General features: G+C 67.4%; 17 protein-coding genes. 11 read left to right on the top strand and 6 right to left on the bottom strand.

The annotated features are described in order from the left end of the window. Positions 1-58: 58 nt before the first annotated feature. Together ACQCVD_RS13605 and ACQCVD_RS13610 are read right to left on the bottom strand one after the other, a co-directional pair. Positions 59-817, bottom strand: coding sequence for a CPBP family intramembrane glutamic endopeptidase (locus ACQCVD_RS13605; RefSeq protein ID WP_426824317.1), 759 nt, complete (start codon positions 815-817; stop codon positions 59-61). Further along, positions 814-2061 carry an amidase gene (locus ACQCVD_RS13610; RefSeq protein ID WP_426824318.1) on the bottom strand — a complete coding sequence of 416 codons (1248 nt, stop codon included), beginning with the start codon at positions 2059-2061 and terminating at the stop codon, positions 814-816. Before ACQCVD_RS13610 ends, ACQCVD_RS13605 begins: the two co-directional genes overlap by 4 nt. 57 nt (positions 2062-2118) lie before the next feature. Here ACQCVD_RS13610 and pheA point away from each other — a divergent pair, with 57 nt between their 5' ends. From pheA to ACQCVD_RS13625, 3 genes are all read left to right on the top strand, one after another. Then, the gene (pheA, locus tag ACQCVD_RS13615; protein ID WP_426824319.1) at positions 2119-3060 is read left to right on the top strand and encodes a prephenate dehydratase; all 942 of its coding nucleotides are present in this window, start codon (positions 2119-2121) and stop codon (positions 3058-3060) included. 5 nt (positions 3061-3065) lie between these two features. Next, positions 3066-3746, top strand: a complete 681-nt coding sequence (locus ACQCVD_RS13620) for a histidine phosphatase family protein (RefSeq protein WP_426824320.1) — start codon at positions 3066-3068, stop codon at positions 3744-3746. Between the two features lie 148 nt (positions 3747-3894). Continuing rightward, a complete protein-coding gene (locus tag ACQCVD_RS13625; RefSeq protein WP_426824321.1) occupies positions 3895-4989 on the top strand; it encodes an alpha/beta hydrolase in 1095 nt (364 codons plus the stop codon). A gap of 57 nt (positions 4990-5046) precedes the next feature. Here ACQCVD_RS13625 and ACQCVD_RS13630 read toward each other — a convergent pair whose 3' ends face one another. The 3 genes from ACQCVD_RS13630 to ACQCVD_RS13640 all read right to left on the bottom strand — a co-directional run bounded on the left by ACQCVD_RS13630 (position 5047) and on the right by ACQCVD_RS13640 (position 7462). After that, a complete protein-coding gene (locus ACQCVD_RS13630) occupies positions 5047-5394 on the bottom strand; it encodes a metallopeptidase family protein (RefSeq protein WP_426824322.1) in 348 nt (115 codons plus the stop codon). A 23-nt stretch (positions 5395-5417) separates the two neighbouring features. Further along, a complete protein-coding gene (locus ACQCVD_RS13635) occupies positions 5418-6476 on the bottom strand; it encodes a septum formation family protein (RefSeq protein ID WP_426824323.1) in 1059 nt (352 codons plus the stop codon). Positions 6477-6619: 143 nt separating this feature from the next. Next, positions 6620-7462, bottom strand: a complete 843-nt coding sequence (locus ACQCVD_RS13640; RefSeq protein ID WP_426824324.1) for a GntR family transcriptional regulator — start codon at positions 7460-7462, stop codon at positions 6620-6622. 463 nt (positions 7463-7925) lie between these two features. Here ACQCVD_RS13640 and serS point away from each other — a divergent pair, with 463 nt between their 5' ends. Genes serS through glpK form a run of 4 tightly spaced genes read left to right on the top strand, consistent with a single transcriptional unit; the run spans position 7926 to position 12589 of the window. Further along, on the top strand, positions 7926-9185 hold the full coding sequence (gene serS, locus ACQCVD_RS13645; RefSeq protein ID WP_426824325.1) for a serine--tRNA ligase: 1260 nt from the start codon (positions 7926-7928) through the stop codon (positions 9183-9185). A gap of 6 nt (positions 9186-9191) precedes the next feature. Further along, entirely contained in the window at positions 9192-10184 is a 993-nt protein-coding gene (locus ACQCVD_RS13650) for a lysophospholipid acyltransferase family protein (protein ID WP_426824326.1), read from the top strand. A gap of 2 nt (positions 10185-10186) precedes the next feature. Beyond that, positions 10187-11014, top strand: a complete 828-nt coding sequence (locus tag ACQCVD_RS13655; RefSeq protein ID WP_426824327.1) for an HAD family hydrolase — start codon at positions 10187-10189, stop codon at positions 11012-11014. A 42-nt stretch (positions 11015-11056) separates the two neighbouring features. Continuing rightward, positions 11057-12589: a glycerol kinase GlpK gene (gene glpK / locus ACQCVD_RS13660; RefSeq protein ID WP_426824328.1), complete on the top strand. Its 1533-nt coding sequence runs from the start codon at positions 11057-11059 to the stop codon at positions 12587-12589. A gap of 74 nt (positions 12590-12663) precedes the next feature. Here the strand turns inward: glpK and ACQCVD_RS13665 are convergent, their stop codons facing one another. Continuing rightward, the gene (locus ACQCVD_RS13665) at positions 12664-14817 is read right to left on the bottom strand and encodes an N-acetylmuramoyl-L-alanine amidase (RefSeq protein ID WP_426824329.1); all 2154 of its coding nucleotides are present in this window, start codon (positions 14815-14817) and stop codon (positions 12664-12666) included. 594 nt (positions 14818-15411) lie between these two features. On the opposite strand from ACQCVD_RS13665, the gene ACQCVD_RS13670 reads away from it, so the two are divergent. The 4 genes from ACQCVD_RS13670 to ACQCVD_RS13685 all read left to right on the top strand — a co-directional run bounded on the left by ACQCVD_RS13670 (position 15412) and on the right by ACQCVD_RS13685 (position 19106). Next, complete coding sequence (locus tag ACQCVD_RS13670) at positions 15412-16029, top strand: TetR/AcrR family transcriptional regulator (protein ID WP_426824330.1); 618 nt, start codon at positions 15412-15414, stop codon at positions 16027-16029. 92 nt (positions 16030-16121) lie between these two features. Further along, a complete protein-coding gene (gene glf / locus ACQCVD_RS13675; protein WP_426824331.1) occupies positions 16122-17291 on the top strand; it encodes a UDP-galactopyranose mutase in 1170 nt (389 codons plus the stop codon). 481 nt (positions 17292-17772) lie between these two features. Further along, positions 17773-18396 carry a low molecular weight phosphatase family protein gene (locus tag ACQCVD_RS13680; protein ID WP_426824332.1) on the top strand — a complete coding sequence of 208 codons (624 nt, stop codon included), beginning with the start codon at positions 17773-17775 and terminating at the stop codon, positions 18394-18396. A 437-nt stretch (positions 18397-18833) separates the two neighbouring features. Next, entirely contained in the window at positions 18834-19106 is a 273-nt protein-coding gene (locus tag ACQCVD_RS13685; protein WP_426824333.1) for a three-helix bundle dimerization domain-containing protein, read from the top strand. Positions 19107-19251: the final 145 nt, after the last annotated feature.

Below are 19251 nucleotides of genomic sequence, written 5' to 3' on the forward strand. Positions count from 1 at the left end.
CTGTGGCCGGAGTGAGAGCTTCTGGCGCGTGTTAGGTGTACCTGCCCCACCCGTGGGGTTATAGCCCGAGGAAACTCAAGTCGCCGCCGATCGCGGAGTAGCCCACGAAGGCCACCGCGTCGATGAGGAAGTGCGCGATCACCAGGGGCCAGACCCGGCCGGTGCGGTGGTGGAACCAGCAGAACACGAGCCCCATTACGATATTGCCGAACCCGGCCGAAACCCCCTGGTAGAGATGGTAACTGCCGCGCAGCACCGACGAGAACAGGATGACCGCGGGCAACGCCCACCCGACCTGCCGCAACCGGGTCATCAGCCAGGCCACCACCACGATCTCCTCGCCGAAGGCGTTGGCCAGCGACCACAACAGCAGGATCGGCACCTCGAACCAGAGGTGCTCGAAGGTGGTGGGCACCACCTGCCGCGACCAGCCCAGCTGCACCGCCGTGACGTACAGCCCCAGGCCGGGCAACCCGATCAGCGCCGCCAGACCAGCACCCCAGGCCATGTCCCGCCACCCGAATGCGCGCATGCGGATCCCGTCGCCGGCCAGCAGGAACAGCGCCAGCGCGCCGTAGCCGAACAGCACCGCCGCCGAGCACAACTGCAGGGAGAGGTCCAGCCAGGGAAGCTCCGACTGCGGGGCGTTGAGCACCACCTGCTGTTCATTGAGCGCCGGCTCCGCCAGCAGCCCGTCGATCAGCCGCAGCAGCGCACGCACCCCGGAGACCCCGAAGGTGACCACCAGGACGATGAGGATCTCCTGCCACAGCCGCCGTTTGGGGGTCACCGCGCTTATCGACGCCGCCGTACTCATCGCGCGTCCGCCCGCGCCGGGGTCAGCAGCTGCTCGAGCTGGGTGGCCAGGCCCAGGATGCGGGAGTTGCCCACCTGGACGCCCGCGAGCTGCAGGTCCACCGTGTTTCCGCCGGCGCTCGTCGCCGGCAGGCTGATCGCCGGCGCGCCCGTCATGTTGCACAGCGACCCCCAGGGGGACCACTTCGTCTGCCACTCGAAGTCCTCGGCGGGCGGATGTCCGGAGAAGAATCCGACCCGGGGTGGATCCCAGGCCAGGTAGGGGCTGAGCAGCACGTCCACGTCGAAGGCGCGGGCCACCTCCCGGGCCGATCCCTCCAGCCGGGCGATCTCCGCGTACGGGGGCTCGCCCCGGCCGAACTCGCGGCACCAGCCCACGATCGGGCTGACCGGGTCGGCCACGTTCGCCACCTTGGCGGAGAAGACCTTCCGGAAGCAGTGGAACAGTCCCGCCGCGTCCAGGTCTGCGGCGCTGAGCGTGCTGAGACGGTAACCGGCGTCGGACAACAGATCGGCGGCCCGGTCGAGTACCGCCCGCCGCTCCGGTGCCACGGTGGTGTCCGCGAGCAGCGGCTCACGCAACACCCCGATCCGCAGGTCGGCCAGAGCCGCCGGTGCTGCCGGGTCGATCTGGTGCAGCGCGGCGGTGGTGGCTACCGAACGGGTGAGCACGCCCTGCACGCTGAGCGCGCCACCGACGGCCGCATGCGACTGCTTGAAGCCGACCAGGCCGCAGGCCGCCGCCGGGATCCGGATGGAGCCGCCGCCATCGGAGGCGTGCGCGACGTCGACCAGCCCGCGGCCCACCGCCACCGCCGCCCCGCCCGAGGAACCACCCGGGGTCCGGCGCTGCCCGGGGTAGCGGGGGTTCTCCGGGGCGGGCAGGCCCACCGGCTCGGTGTAACCGGTCATCCCCAGTTCCGGGGCGGCGGTCTTGCCGGGGATGATCACCCCCTGCGCGAGCAGCTTGGTCACCACCGGAGCGGATTCGGTGGACATGGTCACCCGGTGCGCGGAGCCGTAGCTGGTGGGCATGCCGGCGACCTCCGTGAGGTCCTTGATCGGCAGCAGCAGCCCGTGCAGCCGCCCGCGGCGCTCTACCGGCACGGTATCCAGTTGCTCCGCCCGTGCCATCGCCTGATCCAGGGCCAGATGGGTGAAGCCGTGTTCTTCCGGGGAAAGCCCGGCGATCCGTTCCGCGAAGGCACGCACGGTGTCCACCGCGCTGTCGGGGGCGTGGGTCATGGCCACCACCCTAACCTTCCCCGGCGCAGTGTCACCGGTGCCCGATATGCTGAGCCCATGACTACGACCGTCGCCTTCCTGGGGCCTGCCGGGACCTTCACCGAGGACGCCCTGCTGAAGCTGGCCATGACCGGCGTCTACGGCAGCGGGGAGGTCACTCCGCTGCCCGTGGCCAGCCCGGCGGCGGCGCTCGACGCCGTGCGGGACGGCAGCGCGGACTTCGCCTGCGTGGCCATCGAGAACTCCGTCGACGGCCCCGTGACCCCCACCTTCGATGCGTTGACCTCCGCCCCCGGCGTCCAGATCTACCGTGAGGTGGACTTGGACATCGCGTTTTCCATCATGGTCCGGCCCGGCACCCGGGCCGCTGACGTGCGGACCCTGTCCACGCACCCGGTCGGCTACCAGCAGGTCAAGAGCTGGGCGGAGGAGAATATCCCGCAGGCGGGGTACGTGTCCGCCTCCTCCAACGCGGCCGCTGCGGAGGCCGTGGCCGCAGGTGAGGTCGACGCCGCCGCCGCCCCGCACCGCGCCGCCGAGATCTTCGGGCTGGAGACCATCGCCACCAATATCGCCGACTTCGACGGGGCCCGTACCCGCTTCGTGGCCGTCGGGCCGCGCGGCGTGCCCACGCAGCGCACGGGCAATGACCGCACCTCCGTGGTCTTCACGCTGCCCCACGAGCCCGGCACCCTGGTCGGCGCGCTCACCGAGTTCGCCCACCGCGGGGTGGACCTGACCCGCATCGAATCCCGCCCCACGCGCCGGGTCTTCGGCACCTACAAGTTCCACGTGGACCTGCTCGGCCACATCGAGGACCTCCCCCTCGCCGAGGCCCTGCGCGCCCTGTGGCTGCGCACCGATCACCTGGAGTTCCTGGGCTCCTGGCCCGCCGCGACGGGCGACGGTGGCGAGGATAGACTGGCCACTGACCTCGCCCGCCTCGAACAGGCCTCGCAGTGGGTGAACAACGCCCGCGAGGGAAAGGACAACCAGTAGCTTCCATGAGCGGCAGAATCATTCTTCTCCGGCACGGACAGACCTTCAGCAACGTCGACCACGTCTTTGACACCCGGCCGCCCGGCGCGGAACTGACCAACCTCGGCCGGCAGCAGGCCAGTGAAGTCGGCGCGGAGCTCGCCGAGTACCTGGGCGCCGGCAACGGCCACACGGGACGGCTGGCCGGGGTGGTCAGCTCGATCGCCTTGCGCGCCCAGCAGACCGCCCTGCTGGCCACCGCCGGCTTCGAACGTGCCGCGGGGCTGACCCCGGGCACCGTGCGGATCGACGTCCGCTCCGGCATCCACGAGGCCTTCGCCGGGGACTATGAGGGGCAGAACGACGAGACCGCCCACCGCATCTACGCCCAGGTGCTGCGTCGGCAGCTGGAACGCGAACTCGACGCCCAGCTGCCCGGCGGGGAGACCACGCAGAACGTCATTGACCGCTTCCGGCCCGTGCTGGAGGAGCTTCGCCCGGCCATCGCGGGGGACCGGGACGTGGTGGTGGTCAGCCACGGCACCGCGATCCGCACGATCGCCACCTACGCCACCGGGGTGGACGGGGACTTCGCGTTCGCCGGTTACCTGGCCAACTGCCGCTACATCGTGCTCAAGCCGGGGGAGGCGGATTTCGGGCAGTGGGAGATGGTGCGCTGGTCGGATCTGGACCGTCAGCAGATTTGACATCCCCATTTGGGGTGGTTACCCAGCGGAAACAAGGTCGGCAGGGTAAAACGCGGCGGGAACCGTTAGCATGAGCATGGAATGAAAAGCATCTGTGCCCCACCCAGGGCAGTGCTTAGGCCAGTTGACCAGGAATCAGGATCCGCTCATGAATCGTCGCCGTCGCAGCACCGCCATCGCTGCTCTCACTCTCGCCGTCAGTACTCTCCTCGCTCCCGCCGCGGCCGTCGCCGCTGAGGTCACCCCCGCCGAGGTGGCGGATGGTGCTGATCAGGCGACGATCAGCGAGCTCAACGCCACCATCACCGAGAACTCCCGGAAGTGGCTGCAGTTGACGGAAAACGATGACCGGGTGCAGCAGCTGAGTGCCTTCTCGCCGGCCATGGACCGGGAGATCCCGCTGGCCGTGATCCCCGCGGGCGAGCCGAACGCCCCGACTCTCTACCTGCTCAACGGCGCCGGCGGCGCCGAGCAGAACATGGACTGGATCACCTCCGGTGACGTCGTGGACTTCTACGCCGGCAGGGGCGTGAACGTGGTCATCCCGCAGGCCGGTGCCTTCAGCTACTACATGGACTGGGCCGAAGATCCCAACGGCAGCTACCTGAAGGGCCCGCAGAAGTGGGAGACCTTCCTGACCCAGGAACTGCCCGGCCCCATCGAGGAGCACCTGCAGGCCAATGACCGCCGCGCCGTCGTGGGCTTCTCCATGTCCGCGACCTCCTCGCTGCTGTTCGCCGGCCACAACCCCGGCTTCTATGACGCCGTCGGCTCCTTCTCCGGCTGCGCCGCCACCTCCGACCCGGCGTCCTACAAGTTCGCCGACATCACCGTCAACCGCGGTGGCGCCACCGCCGCGCAGATGCTCGGCCCGCTGGGTAGCCAGCACAACCGCGACAACGACGCCCTGGTGCACGCCGCGGGGCTGCGCGGCACCGAGCTGTACATCTCCAACGCCTCCGGTATGGCCGGCGAGTACGACATGCCGGGCTACTACATCCGTAACGGCATGGACCCGCTGGCCGCCTCCGTGGGCACCGCCCAGCTGCAGATCGAGGGTGGCATCATCGAGGCCGCCACCAACTGGTGCACCCACAACCTGAAGGCGAAGCTGGATGCTGAGGGCATCCCCGCCGAGTGGAACTTCCGCGAAACCGGCACCCACTCCTGGAGCTACTGGCTCGAGGATCTGGACCAGTCCTGGCCCACCCTCGCCCGTGGCCTGGGCCTGGGCCTGGAGTAGCGCACAGCCGGCCCCGGCTGACCAGCCGGGGCCGTCGGGGCGTCGTCAAGCGGGGCCCTAACCCCAGCCGAGGCGGTGGAGATGCTCCTCCGACATGCCGAAATAGTGCCCGACCTCATGGAGGACGGTGACGCGGACCTCGGCGGCCAGCTGCTCCTCCGTCTGGCAGAACTCCTCGAGCGCGCCCTTGTAGATGGAGATCGCGTCCGGCAGGAACCCGGAGTGGTCGAAGGTGCGGGTGGTCAACGAGACCCCCTCGTACAATCCCAGCAGGCTGGGCTCCTCCTCGTTGCGGTCGCGCACCAGGATGACGATATTGCGCATGTGCGGGAGAAACTCGTCGGGAATCTCATCGAGGGCGTCGTCGACCATCTCGTCGAAGCGCTCCTCACTGACGTGGACCATGGCGGGAAGTCTCGGGCCTCCTTCTACAGCTGGGGGATGGGGGCCTCGGTGGCACCCGGGAGAGCGCCGTCGTTGCCCGGGACACCCGGTGCGCTCTGGGGCTCGCGGTCCTCCGGCTCCGCCGGCGGGGCACCGTCAATGGTGAACTCCCCGGTGGCGGAACCCGACAACACCGAGAAACCACCCTCGGGGTGCGGCGACATCAGCGAACAGTTCACGGAATGGCTGCCGGCGTTCCAGGAGGACTCCGACAGGGTGGACCAGTAGGGCTGCAGCGTCGAACGGGACAGGGCGTCCTCATCACCCAGGTACTCGATCGCGGCGGTGGTGCACACCTCACTGAGGTGCTCGTCCTGCTCCTCCACGCTGGGGTAGGTATCGGGGAAGTTCTCACGCACATCCACGATGCGTGTGGTCTCCAGGTGGTGGTCCTCGGCACAGTCCACGATGTGCGGGGCGCGGGCGGTGTCGAAGAACACGCACTGCCCGGCCTCGGCGACGCGGGCCTGGTCCTGCTCCGCGGCATGGCCGACGGTGAGTACCGGGTTGCCGGTGCCGTCGGTGGCCTGCACCCCGCACAGCATCGTGCGGTCGCCGGCGGCCCAGGCTTCCGCCGGCGGCAGGATCGGGGCGATGGAGTACTTGCCCAGCGGGTCGAAGCTGCCGTCCAGGTAGCGGACCGTCGCCGTCTGGCACAGTTCCTCCCGCAGCTGCGCCTGCCGGGTCAGGTCCGGGGCCTCCGCCTCCGGACCGAACTCGGAGCCGGGGTAGGTGGCCAGGTCCTCCCGGGCGGAGACCTCGAAGCGGTGCTCGTTGTTGCAGTCCGTCTGCTCGAAATTGCTCACCGTGCCGTCCCCGGCGACGTCCCAGGTCAGGCAGGAGCCGACGTCCGCGGTGGTGAAAGGGGCGACCTCGGTGGCCGTCGAGCTGGTGGTGCTCGTCGACGTGCCGTTGGCGCCGTTGCTTCCTTCGGTGGCGTCCGAGAAGAAGGAGTACGCGCCGAGCGCCACCGTCGCAGCGAGGGCGGCGACCAGGCTGGTGCGGATGGCGACGGCGGAGCGCCAGGACTGTGAGGTTGTCATGATGAACCCATCTTGCCGCGACAGAATCCGGATTGCCACCTGCCCGGGCGGGAGTGGGCGCGGGCAGAGGTGAACGCCGGAGTCGTGACGGAACTGCTTCAGTGGTGTGACGGTTACGTGGTTATGACGTTAAACGATGCGGCCTAAGTATCGAGGGCGCGCGTCACCTTCGTCTCGAGATGGTACCGGTCCGTCCGGTAGATCGAGTTGCACCACTCAATGGCCCGGTCCCGGGAACGGGAGTGCCGGACGATGCGCAACAGCGGATAACCGACGGGAACCCCCAGCAACTCAGCGCTGACCGCATCCGCGGCGATGGCCGTGACGGTCTGGTCGGCGTCCGTGATCGGCAGCTCATAGTCCTCCTCCAGAATGGAGTACACCGAGTTGTAGACGTCATTTTCCAGGAGTCCGGGCGCGAACTCCGCGTTGTACCAGGCGTCATCGATGGAATAGGGGCTGCCGTCCCCCAATCGGAGCCGACGCAGGTGAATGTGCTGGTCCTGCGGGCCGCAGCCGAAGAACTCCTGGACCGCCTCCGGAGTGGGAGCCCGTTCCGAGAGCAGGATCTGGCTGCTGGCGGAGACGTCCTGGGCCTGCATCTCGGAGCTGAAGGACGCCAGGTGCAGCCGGGACACCAACGGGTTGGGCGCCACGAAGGTGCCCTTGCCCCGGGCCCTGGTCAGTCGCCCACTGGCCACCAGGTCCCCGATGGCCCGGCGCACCGTGATCCGGCTGACTCCGTAGGCCTCCTCCAGGACCCGCTCCCCGGGCAGCAGGTCACCGGGGACCAGTTGGGTGGCGCAGTACTCGTCCAGGATCTCCCGCAACTGCTGGTGCTTCGGCTTCGGCCCGGCGGACAGCTCTGCGACGGGCAGCGGCGGACGCTCGGGATCATCCTCCGGAACCGCGGCGGTGACCGGTCCGGGCCTGCTGGAATTCCCGGGCCTTCCGGTGGACTGGGGTGATGAGGCGGGGACAGGCATACCCCGGACTTTACCGGGCTGGTTATGACCACACCAGGGTGTGGGGCTTTCGATTCTGTCGGCTGTGGGGGAGTGGGTTCTGTGTGGCCTTGTTGGCTGCGGGGGAGCGGTTTTCGGCGGCTTTGTCGGGTAGGTAGCGGAAACCGGGCAATTGTCCCCTGCCTGAGCCCACAAACCGGCAGTAGCCGCTACCTACCCGACAACCGTGATCTTGCCGGCCGTGGGGTCAGCTCTTTGTGGTCCTTGTCAGCTGCGGGGGAGCGGTTTTCTGGGGCTTTGTCGGGCAGGTAGCGGAAACCGGACAATTGTCCCCTGCCTGAGCCTACAAACCGGCAGTAGCCGCTACCTACCCGACAACCGTGATTCTGCCGGAGTGGGCGAGCGCCCCGGCCCATCCGCGACACGCCGCGGATAATCCCCCGTCAGCGGGACAGCGTCATATGCCGCGCGGTAGGCTGCATGTGTGATTGATCTGAAATTCCTCCGCGAAAACCCCGACGTAGTCCGCGCCTCCCAGGAAACCCGTGGCGAGGATCCGCAGCTGGTCGATCAGCTGTTGTCCGCCGACGAGTCCCGTCGCGGGGCGATCAAGTCTGCCGATGACCTACGTGCCGAGCAGAAGGCCTTCGGCAAGAAGATCGGGCAGGCCTCGCCGGAGGAGCGTCCCGTTCTGCTGGAGGGGTCCAATGAGCTCAAGGCCAAGGTCAAGGCCGCTGAGGCAGCCCAGGACGAGGCCGAACAGCGGGTCAATGAGCTGCAGATGAAGCTCAGCAACGTCGTGGCGGGGGCGCCCGCCGGTGGCGAGGATGACTTCGTGGTCCTCGAGCACGTCGGCGAGCCCACCACCTTCGACTTCGAGCCCAAGGACCACCTCGAACTCGGTGAATCCCTCGGCCTGATCGACATGAAGCGCGGCACGAAGGTCTCCGGCGCGCGGTTCTACTACCTCACCGGTGACGGTGCCTTCCTGCAGCTGGGCATGCTGACCCTGGCCGCCCAGAAGGCGCGTGCCGCCGGCTTCCAGCTGATGATCCCGCCGGTGCTGGTACGACCGGAGGTCATGCAGGGCACCGGCTTCCTGGGCGAGCACTCCGAGGAGATCTACTACCTCGAGCGCGATGACCTCTACCTGGTCGGCACCTCCGAGGTGGCCCTGGCCGGCTACCACTCCGATGAGATCATCGATCTGTCCCAGGGTCCGAAGCAGTACGCCGGCTGGTCCTCCTGCTTCCGCCGGGAGGCCGGTTCCTACGGCAAGGACACCCGCGGCATCCTGCGGGTCCACCAGTTCGACAAGCTGGAGATGTTCGTCTATTGCAAGCCGGAGGACGCCGAGGCCCAGCACCGGGCGCTGCTGGACATGGAGCGCGAGATGCTCTCGGCCGTCGAGGTGCCATACCGCATCATCGACGTCGCCGGCGGGGACCTGGGTGCTTCCGCGGCCCGCAAGTTCGACACCGAGGCCTGGATCCCCACCCAGAACACCTACCGGGAGCTGACGTCGACCTCGAACTGCACCACCTTCCAGGGCCGTCGCCTGGCCACCCGCTACCGTGATGAGGCGGGTAAGGCGCAGACCGTCGCCACGCTCAACGGCACCCTGGCCACCACCCGCTGGCTGGTCGCGATCCTGGAGAACAACCAGCAGGCCGACGGCTCCGTCGTCGTGCCGGAGGCCCTCCGCCCGTTCGTGGGCAAGGACGTCCTGGAACCGGTGAAGTAGGCCGCGATGGCGCAGTACAGCACCCGCGGCGGCATGTTCCGCGTCCCGGCGGATCTGCCGGAGGTTCCGGATCACCCGGTGGAATCGAAGGAACGGTTCTACAACGGCTTCATCATCAAGGCGCTCAAGGGCATTCTGCGTGCCCAGGGCGTGAAGGTCACCGTCTTCGGGGCGGAGAACCTGCCGCTCACGGACGGCGCCCTGCTGGCGATGAACCACACCGGCTACTACGACTTCATCCTCGGTGAGATCCCGGGCAATGTCCGGGGCAGACGACTGGTGCGGTTCATGGCGAAGAAGGAGATCTTCGAGATGCCGGTCATCGGGTATTTCATGCGGCGCATGGATCACGTCTCGGTGGACCGGGCGTCCGGACGTGGCTCCCTGGAGGAGGCCGTGGAGCGTCTGGAGGCCGGGCAGATCGTCGGCATCTTCCCGGAGGCCACCATCTCCCGCAGCTTCGAGATCAAGGGCCTCAAGACCGGCGCGGTGCGCATCGCCAGTTCCGCTGGTGTCCCCCTGGTACCGATGGTGTCGTGGGGCGGCCAGCGCATCTGGACCAAGGACCAGCCGAAGAATCTCAAGCGTGCGAACATCCCGGTTTACATCCGCGTGGGCGAGCCGGTGGACCCCAGCGGGGATCCGGAGGCCGCCACCGCCCGGCTGCGGGCCGCGATGACCGAGCTGCTGGATCAGGTGCGCGCTGACTACGCCGCGGCCTACGGCCCCCACCCCGAAGGGGAGTTCTGGGTACCGGCCTCCCTCGGAGGTGCGGCACCGACCCTTCCGGAGGCGGACCGCATCGACGCCCAGGTCAAGGCGGCGAAGCAGGCCGCCAAGGAGGAGAAGGCCGCGGCGGAGGAAGCCAAGGCCGCCGCGAAGCTGAACAAGCGTGGCGACGCCGCCCTCCGCGGCTCCGGAACCCCGCTGTGGCAGAAGGTGCAGGCGATTCCCGATAAGGTGCTGGGGGCAGGCAAAGGTTTATTCGGAAGGAAATAACAGTGAATAGCGCACCGGGGCTGGTCGTCAGCGATATCGACGGCACCCTGATCGACTCCCGGGAACGGGTCATCCCCAGACTCCGGGAGGTCATCACCCGACTCACCGTCGGCGGTGCGCAGCTGGCGCTGGCCACGGGACGGCCGCACCGCTGGCTCAATCCGGTGCTGAACCAGTTGTCGGTCCGCCCGGTGTGCGTGTGTGCCAACGGCGCCGTGCTTTATGACGCCGCCTCCGACCGCGTGCTGCGCTCCCACACGCTCGACCCGGCGGTGATGGCGGCGGTGACCGCCGCGGCCCGGGAGGTCCTGGCGCCGCACGGTGGTGTCGGCGTAGCAGTCGAGCGCGTCGGCACCAGCGCCCTGGACCCGGAGGAGGACTGCTTCGTCGTCACGGAGGAGTATTTCCCGGCCTGGGAGGGGCCCGGATTCAGCGTTGAGCCGGAGGCGGACGTCCTGGCCCAACCGGCCGTCAAACTCCTGCTGCGCAACGTCAACCTGAGTGCCGCGCAGATGTTTGAGCTGGTCAACCCGGTCATCGCCCCCACCGACGCCCACATCACCTTCTCCATGTCGGAGGGTCTGCTGGAGGTGGCTGCCCCCGGCGTGACCAAGGCGTTGGGGGTGACGGACCTGAGCGAGATGCACCGGGTGGACCAGTCCGCCACGGTGGCGTTCGGGGACATGCCCAATGACATCGAGATGCTCCGCTGGGTCGGCCTCGGAGTGGCGATGGGCAACGCCCGGCCCGAGGTCAAGGAGGCCGCGGACCACGTGACCGCCACCAATAACGAGGGCGGCGTCGCCGACGTGCTGGAACGCTGGTTCTGACTCGCCCGCCAACCAGGGCTGGAACATGACACAATTTCATCCGTGACCGATCCCCAGCATGCCAAGTACATCGCCGCCATTGACCAGGGCACCACGTCCACGCGCTGCGTGATCGTGGACCGGGACGGGCAGGTGAGAAGCTCCGCCCAGTTCGAGCACCGCCAGATCATGCCGCAGCAGGGCTGGGTGGAGCACGATCCCCTGGAGATCTGGAACAACACCCGCCGGGCGATGTCGGTGGCCCTGGCTGATGTGGACCTGGCCGCCGCGGACATCGCCGCCGTCGGGGTGACCAACCAGCGCGAGACCGCCGTGGTCTGGGAGAAGGACACCGGCAAACCCATCCACAACGCCATCGTCTGGCAGGACACCCGGACCACCAGGTTGTGTGAGCGGCTCGCCGGTGAGGAGGGCTTCCGCCGTTGGCAGGAGCGCACCGGTCTGCTCATCAACTCCTACCCGGCGGGCCCGAAGATCGCCTGGATCCTCGGCCACGTCGAGGGTGCCCGGGCGCGCGCTGAACGCGGCGAACTGCTGGCCGGCACCATCGACACCTGGCTGATCTGGAACATGACCGGCGGCGCGGAGGGCGACCGCGGGGACGTCGCCCGGCACGTCACCGACGTCACCAACGCCTCCCGCACCCTGCTGATGGACCTGCAGACCCTGACCTGGGACGAGGAACTGTGCGAGGCGGTGGGCGTGCCGCGGCAGCTGCTGCCGGAGATCAGGGCCTCGGTGGACGAGTTCGGGGTGGTCCGCCAGCGCGGCACGTTGGCCGGGGTGCCGATCCGCGGGGTCCTCGGCGACCAGCAGGCCGCCATGTTCGGCCAGGGCTGCTTCACCGAGGGCACGGCGAAGAACACCTACGGGACGGGCCTGTTCCTGCTGCTCAACACCGGTGAGCAGGTGCGGATCAGCGGGCACGGGTTGCTCAGCACCGTCTGCTACCAGGTCGCGGGTGAAAAGCCCGTCTACGCGCTGGAGGGCTCGGTGGCGATGGGTGGTTCCCTGGTGCAGTGGCTGCGCGATTCCCTGCAGCTCATCCCCAACGCCCCGGCGATCGAGAACCTGGCGCGCGAGGCCGGGGACAACGGCGGGGTCTACATCGTCCCGGCGTTTTCCGGGCTGTTCGCGCCGCGCTGGCGTAGCGACGCCCGCGGCGTCATCGTGGGCCTGACCCGCTTCGCCGATCGGCGCCACCTGTGCCGCGCGGTGCTGGAGGCGACCGCCTTCCAGACCCGGGAGGTCGTGGAGGCGATGGTGGCGGACTCCGGCGTCGAGCTGCAGGCCCTGAAGGTGGACGGCGGGATGGTCAGCAATGAGTTGGCCATGCAGATCCAGGCGGACGTCCTCGGGGCCGAGATCGCGCGGCCGGACAATATCGAGACCACCGCTCTGGGCGCCGCCTTCGCCGCGGGTTACGGCGTGGGCTACTGGTCCTCGCTCGCGGAACTGGCGGCGCAGTGCGAGGTGGACAAGCGCTGGCAACCGGAGATGGACCGGGCCGAGCGCGAGCGACTCTACGCCGAGTGGAACCGGGCCGTGGAGCGCTCCTACGACTGGGAGCGGTAGGGGAGGGGCCCTGGAACGCCGAAATCCCGCGGCAGCCTGGTGGCAGGCCGCCGCGGGAGAGTATCACAGCTGTGCTAGTTCAGCTGGACGTCGATCGCGCCGCTGGCGGGATCATAGGTGATGTAACCGAACTGGAAGTCCACCCGCAGTAGGTCACCGGCCGAGTACTCCTCGTTGACGGGCAGCCCCAGCGGACCGGCGTCGAAGCCCTGGCCCGCCCAGGCGTTGCCGATCGCACCCCACAGGGCGTGGGTGCCGGTCTGGTCCGAGGACAGCATGATGCCGTTGTCGAACAGGGCGTACTGGGTGTTGGTGTTGCCGTGCTGGTCGGCGGCATAGGCCACACCGGAGCGGGACTCGCCCAGGACCGGACCGAAGAGGCTGCGGATCTGACGCCAGGTTTCAGCCATCTCGGAGTCACCGCTCAGGGAAACCAGACCGTCCACCACCGGCGGGATGTGCGCCAGGCTCACGCCGTCGATGATCTCGACGTCACCGGCGGTGGTCGTGGCGCCCTCCCCGCCGCTGCTGCCGAGCTCGCCATTGGCCAGGGCCAGGGAGAGCGCGATCACCGCGATGGTTCCGGCTGCGCCGGTGATGGCCTCGGTGTCTCCGGCGAGCAGACCAGCCAAGTCGATGTCGCCGCCGGCCATGCCGCTGAACACGTCCGAGGACATCTGGTCGAGGGTGGCCGGCTCATTGGTGGCCTGGCCACCCGGGGCCGGGGTGCTCGGCTGTGCCGGGGAGGTGGAGGAGGTGGTGCCCGGGGTGGAACCGGAGTCCGAACCGCCCGCGTTGCCGCCCCCGATCGCGTCATATTTCTGCTTGGCGATCTTCCGGATGTTGTCCATCTGGGCATAGCCGGCGTCACCGGGACAGGTGGTGTAGCCGACGTCGCGGTGGGCGAAGATGTTCGGCAGCGTCACTGCGGTGCCGTAGGGGTACATCGTGTAGCCCGAGCCCTCGGAGTAGTGGGTGTCCGAACCGGTGGGGTTGAACCCGGCGACGGATGCGCGCCAGCCGGCCATCTCGCCGACCGCCTGGATGGTCTCGCGCGGCGGGGTGACGGTGCTGAAGTCGCCCATCATGGAGATCGCCCAGGTGTTCTGGTTGAAGCCACCGGCGTGCGCGCCCTGCACGGCCTTGTTCAGGCCACCGGCGCGGCCCTCGTAGATGTTGCCGTACTTGTCCACCAGGGCCTGGTAACCGATGTCGCACCAGCCGAGCTGGGCGGCATGGTAGTGGTAGTAGCCGCGCATCTGTGCGGCGGCCTGGGCCTCCGTGTAGTTGTTGGACCCGGCGGTGTGGTGGATGGTGATCGCGGAGACCTGGTCATCGATCGTCGGGCTGGAGCAGCGCAGCGATTCATCGGCGCCCCAGCCGGCCCGGGAGATCACGTTCGGCATGCCGTAGCTGTCGGACTCGGAGGCCAGGGCGATGCCACCCTGGTCGGCGTTGCCGTCCAGCAGCACGACCTCGACGTTGTTGGGGTCCGCGACCTCTGCCACCGGCTGGATGTCGCCGTAGTTGCTCGGCAGCGGTGCAGTACCGGCGGGGCCGTTCTGGGTGATGCGGGAGTCGGTGTCCGCGGCGGGAGTATCCGCGGGCACCTCCGCTGTGGGAGCTTCAGCGGGGGCGGGGGCCTCGACCGCCGGTTCCTCGGCCGACTGCGGGGCAGATGCAGGTTCCGTCGGCGTCTCAGTCGCCGGTGCCGCTGCCCCGTCCGTGGCGGGGGATTCTTCGGCGGGGGCGCCCTCGGTGCCAGCCGCTTCGGCGCCGAGATAGTCGATACCGGTGGTGGACACCTGGATCTTGGTCGTCGGTTCGACGTAGATCAGGTCGGTGCCGTTCTTGCCGCTGGGACTGGTTTCGCCGATCGGTTCCGCGCTGTACCACTGGCCCCAGGAACCGTCCTCGGCCTGCGCGCGCACGAAGGAGGCGACGTCGAGATCACCCTCCCAGGTCAGCGCGAACATCGAGAAGGGCTCCTCGGTGGAGAACTCCTTGACGGTGCGTTCGCTGGTGCCCTGGCCCTGCCCCGGCCCCAGGCCCTGCGTGGCGATGGCCGGGTCGTCGATCACGACGTTGTCCCCGGAGGAGAACGCGACGTTCTGCTCCGAGACCGGAACCGGATCGCCGCCGGCCTCCTGGGTGCTGAGAATGCGTTCGCCGGTGACACCGGCGATGCCCGCCGCGACAAGCACGGTGGAAAGGATGATCGCCAACATGGGCCGTTGCCTGACCGCGTTGAGACGTCGTCGTTGCTGCACTATTCACTCCCTGATTTGATCTGGTGCGGCTGTGACTCCCTGAGCCGAGAGAAATGTTAGTACACAACCGGGACTAATGATACTTGTGTGAGCAGACAAGTTGGCTGGGACGCCATGACATTGTTGTTATTCATGTTACTGAAGTGACTGTCGCCCGTTTGCTTGAAAGCGCGCTGTGCGGGCGGAAGGGGAGGGCTGGGGGCTTCTTGGCTGGGCCCTGTGAGCTGGCCGGACCTCTGGTATGCGTCAGATCTCTTGAAAGAGGATGCTGAAAGTTGCTCACTTTTTCGGCAAACCCCCCACGTACTCGGGAGAAGGGTATTAAGTTCTTCCGCTGGTGGAAATTGCCCTCTGCTGCGCCCGGTGGAACGGCGGATCACCTGCCCCAGCGGGGCAGCTGCCACCGTGCTGCCGCAGGCATGCCCTTCATTGAAGGACCGGGCACGTATGCGGAGTGAAGGGGCGGAGCAGGGTAACTATCCGGGCTACCTCGGAGAGATCGACGGAGCCGGTAGGACAGGAAGCGACAGGACAGGAAAGTGGTGGGACGCCATGAGTGGCATCAGGGAGCAGAAGAAGCGTGCGACAAAGGCCGCGTTGGCCAGGGCGGCAACCGAAATTGCGGTCGAGCGCGGGATCTCAGGTGTATCGGCGGTGGAGGTGACGGAGACGGTCGGGGTGTCCACCCGGACGTTCCACAACTACTTCTCCACCCGTGAGGAGGCGGTCGCACACCACATCCGCACGGTGATGACCATCTGGCCGCGGGAGATCCTGGCAGCGCCCGAGGAGCTGGACGAGATCACGGTGCTGGTCCGCACCGCCTTCAACAACATCGCCAACGGGGACGGCGAGGAACTCACCTACGCCGATGCGCTGATCCTCTCCGGTTCCCTGAGCAACCTCGGGAACATGGCGCCGCATGATCTGCTGCTGGAGGGGATCACCGCGGCCGCCACCGCCCTGTCGCAGCGCGCGGGGTACGGGACGATGCAGGATGAGCACCTGGTCATGGTCCACGTCGTGTGGGTCGCCGTCTCCGGGGCAGTGCTGGGGGCCCGCGGGGCCGATGATCCGGAGACCGCCTTCCGGCCCCTGATCGAGGCCACCCTGGCCACCGCGGAAAAGATCCTGCGCGACGGCCTGTTCGAGCTGCCCGACGGCGTGTAGCGCCGGGCCGGACCGCGGCGTCGATAAGCGAAAGGCAGCCGGTGCGGAGTGTTGCGGTGCTGGTCAGCGTGGCGTGGATTAGGGTCAGGGGCATGACGGAAGCGAAGCAATATGACCTGATCGTCGTCGGCTCCGGGTTCTTCGGCCTCACCGTGGCCGAGCGGGCCGCGAGTGACCTGGGCAAGCGGGTGCTCGTGGTCGAGCGCCGCAACCACCTCGGCGGCAACGCCTACTCGGAGGCCGAGCCGGAGACCGGGATCGAGATCCACAAGTACGGCGCTCACCTGTTCCACACCTCCAACAAGCGGGTGTGGGACTACGTCAACCGCTTCACCGATTTCACCGATTACCAGCACCGCGTGTTCGCGATGCACGACGGCACCGCCTACCAGTTCCCCATGGGGCTGGGGCTGATCAACCAGTTCTTCGGCCGCTACTACAGCCCCACGGAGGCCCGCGAGCTCATCAGGGAGCAGTCCACCGAGATCGCCACGGAGGACGCCTCCAACCTGGAGGAGAAGGCGATCTCCCTGATCGGGCGCCCGCTTTACGAGGCGTTCATCCGCGACTACACCGCCAAGCAGTGGCAGACCGACCCGAAGAACCTGCCCGCCGGCAACATCACGCGCCTGCCGGTGCGTTACACCTTCAACAACCGCTATTTCAACGACACCTATGAGGGTCTGCCGGTGGACGGCTACACCGCCTGGCTGGAGAACATGGCCGACCATGAGCTGATTGAGGTGCGTCTGGACACCGACTGGTTCGACGTCCGTGACCAGCTGCGTGCGGAATCCCCGGACGCCCCGGTGGTCTACACCGGCCCGCTGGACCGCTACTTCGACTACGCCGAGGGCCGGTTGGGCTGGCGCACCCTCGACTTTGAGACGGAGGTGCTCGAGGTCGGTGACTTCCAAGGCACCCCGGTGATGAACTACAACGACGCCGACGTCCCCTTCACCCGCATCCACGAGTTCCGGCACTTCCATCCGGAGCGCGAGGACGTGTACCCGAAGGACAAGACGGTGATCATGCGGGAGTTCTCCCGCTTCGCCGATGACACCGATGAGCCCTACTATCCGATCAACACCCCCGATGACCGGGAGATGCTGAAGAAGTACCGTGAGCTCGCCGACGCCGAGACCTCCGGCCGGCAGGTGTACTTCGGTGGCCGCCTGGGGACCTACCAGTATCTGGACATGCACATGGCCATCGCTTCCGCCCTGAGCATGTTCGACAACAAGCTGCGCGACGTCCTGTAGTCCCGCCCGCCGCGGTACTGCGCGGCCACACGTGTTGTGACAGGCCACTGCCCGGTGCTTTCCGCACCGGGCAGTGGCCTGTTCTGCTGCCTGGCCTGTTCTGCTGTCTGGGGTGGGATGAAAACTGCGTGCTTTCCCTGGTCGATGGGGCTTGCGGATCCGGTTGCGTCTGGCGGGATGGGGATGAGGAAACGCTGCCGCAACCGTGTGGTTCGTCGCCGAAACCACACGATCTGGCGGCGCTTCCTCACCCGCCCGGGCCTGCATTCCGCACTCTGGAAGTTGTGTGCCCGAGGCCTCCCGGCTGAGTCAGATCCTCCGTTTCCAAGTGAACGGGACGGCCTGTAAACGGGGACCCGTAAAAGGTGTCGTATCTCACTTATGCCGGGTATGGTTAACGGAAAGTGAATGGCACGTGTCCATCCGGTTCCCGGAGTGTCTTTCCGGGCCAGGTTCTTCCCGGGAAGGGAGTGAATGACCTATGAGTAACAGGCAGTTCGACATCGTTCGAGAGGACATGCACCGCCGGTACGACCATATGTGTCCACCGGAAATGGTGGATCGGGTTCTCGATGAAACCATCTCGGAGAGCGTGGAGCGTGCCCGCATCGGCAGTTTCATGACGGTGATGGTGGAGCGGGAGGCCACGGACCGGCTGGAGCAGGAGGTCGCGCAGGGCCGGGCGATGGACAGGCGCCGCAAGGAGCTGCTTTTCGTCTGTCGCCGCAACGCCGGCCGTTCCCAGCTGGCCAGTGCCCTCACCAGGTGGCTGGTGGGGAACCGAATCATGGTCCGCTCGGTGGGGTTGGAGCCGGCCGAGGGGGTGGACCCCACTGTGGTGCAGGTGCTCCGCGAGCGGGGCATCTCCACGCGGGAGCTCTATCAGAAGACAATTATCCCGCGCACGGTCCACACCTCCGATGTGGTGGTGCTGATGGGGGTTGACGAGGTGCCCGGCGTCCCGGGTCTGCGCTATGTCCGCTGGGACATCGATGATCCCGAGGGGGAGCCGGTGGGGCGGGTCCGGGTGATCGCCGATGAGGTGGAGCGTCACATCCGCGGGCTGCTCGAAGAGCTGGGGGTGCTCGGTAAAACTGCCGCCTGAAGGGCGGCGTGAAGCTGGGGCCGGGACTACTGTCCCGGCTCTTCGGCTTGTCGTGGGCGAGTGGCGTTGCGGGGCGCCACCCGCTTCCGGGGCGGGAAAGGCCTGCAGGGCAAATATGTCCGGAAGGTTAACAGCTGGGGTGGGGAGATCGCCCGCACCAGGGAAAGCCCTGGGGAGCCCCTATGGTCGGGCACCTCCGATAACATGGCCCCACATCACATCGGAAGAATCGAGTGCCCTACGTCACTTTAACGGCATTATTATTCAATTCCGGAATACCCCATCTGACCTGCAGATATGGCTGTTCCTTGATATCTCGGCGAAAACGGGAATGGGAAAACTGGTTGCACGCCCCTTCGAAGTGCGCTTAAGGTTAACGGTTAGTTAACGAATTGGATATCAAGGATGAATCCACACGAAAGGGAGGGTGACGAACCATGATCCGCACCATCAAGACCGAGATCGCACGCGCCGACCGCTTCTGGAGCCTGCGAGAGGACCTTCACGCCCGCTTTGACGCGTTGGTTGAGCCGCACCTCGTGGATGGCGTCCTCGATTCCGTCGCCGTGGATTTCGACCGCGAGGGTGGCCTCGGCGCCTTCCGCAAGGTTCTCGTCGAGCGCGAGGTTGTCGAGCAGCTCGAGTACCTGGCTGAGGGCGACAACGCCCTGAACTACACCATGGACATGGAGCTCAGCCGCGCCGCCTAAGGGGCGCAGGCTTTTTAGTTAGAGATTGCGCGGATAGGAAGATACAGGGGGCCACGGTGGGGTAGTGAACAAGAGCAGGCACGAGGCCTGGTAGATACGGATTCGACCAAGAAAACGTACACCACTCAGGAGCACTCGTGCCTGC

The sequence above is a fragment of the Corynebacterium halotolerans genome, assembly GCF_050107895.1.
Lineage (GTDB): Bacteria > Actinomycetota > Actinomycetes > Mycobacteriales > Mycobacteriaceae > Corynebacterium > Corynebacterium halotolerans_B.

Coding starts and splice junctions, on each gene's coding strand:
- ACQCVD_RS13605 (WP_426824317.1), bottom strand. CDS start 817: ATGAGTACGGCGGCGTCGATAAGCGCGGTGACCCCCAAACGGCGGCTG.
- ACQCVD_RS13610 (WP_426824318.1), bottom strand. CDS start 2,061: ATGACCCACGCCCCCGACAGCGCGGTGGACACCGTGCGTGCCTTCGCG.
- pheA (WP_426824319.1), top strand. CDS start 2,119: ATGACTACGACCGTCGCCTTCCTGGGGCCTGCCGGGACCTTCACCGAG.
- ACQCVD_RS13620 (WP_426824320.1), top strand. CDS start 3,066: ATGAGCGGCAGAATCATTCTTCTCCGGCACGGACAGACCTTCAGCAAC.
- ACQCVD_RS13625 (WP_426824321.1), top strand. CDS start 3,895: ATGAATCGTCGCCGTCGCAGCACCGCCATCGCTGCTCTCACTCTCGCC.
- ACQCVD_RS13630 (WP_426824322.1), bottom strand. CDS start 5,394: ATGGTCCACGTCAGTGAGGAGCGCTTCGACGAGATGGTCGACGACGCC.
- ACQCVD_RS13635 (WP_426824323.1), bottom strand. CDS start 6,476: ATGACAACCTCACAGTCCTGGCGCTCCGCCGTCGCCATCCGCACCAGC.
- ACQCVD_RS13640 (WP_426824324.1), bottom strand. CDS start 7,462: ATGCCTGTCCCCGCCTCATCACCCCAGTCCACCGGAAGGCCCGGGAAT.
- ACQCVD_RS13650 (WP_426824326.1), top strand. CDS start 9,192: ATGGCGCAGTACAGCACCCGCGGCGGCATGTTCCGCGTCCCGGCGGAT.
- ACQCVD_RS13665 (WP_426824329.1), bottom strand. CDS start 14,817: ATGTTGGCGATCATCCTTTCCACCGTGCTTGTCGCGGCGGGCATCGCC.
- ACQCVD_RS13670 (WP_426824330.1), top strand. CDS start 15,412: ATGAGTGGCATCAGGGAGCAGAAGAAGCGTGCGACAAAGGCCGCGTTG.
- glf (WP_426824331.1), top strand. CDS start 16,122: ATGACGGAAGCGAAGCAATATGACCTGATCGTCGTCGGCTCCGGGTTC.
- ACQCVD_RS13680 (WP_426824332.1), top strand. CDS start 17,773: ATGAGTAACAGGCAGTTCGACATCGTTCGAGAGGACATGCACCGCCGG.
- ACQCVD_RS13685 (WP_426824333.1), top strand. CDS start 18,834: ATGATCCGCACCATCAAGACCGAGATCGCACGCGCCGACCGCTTCTGG.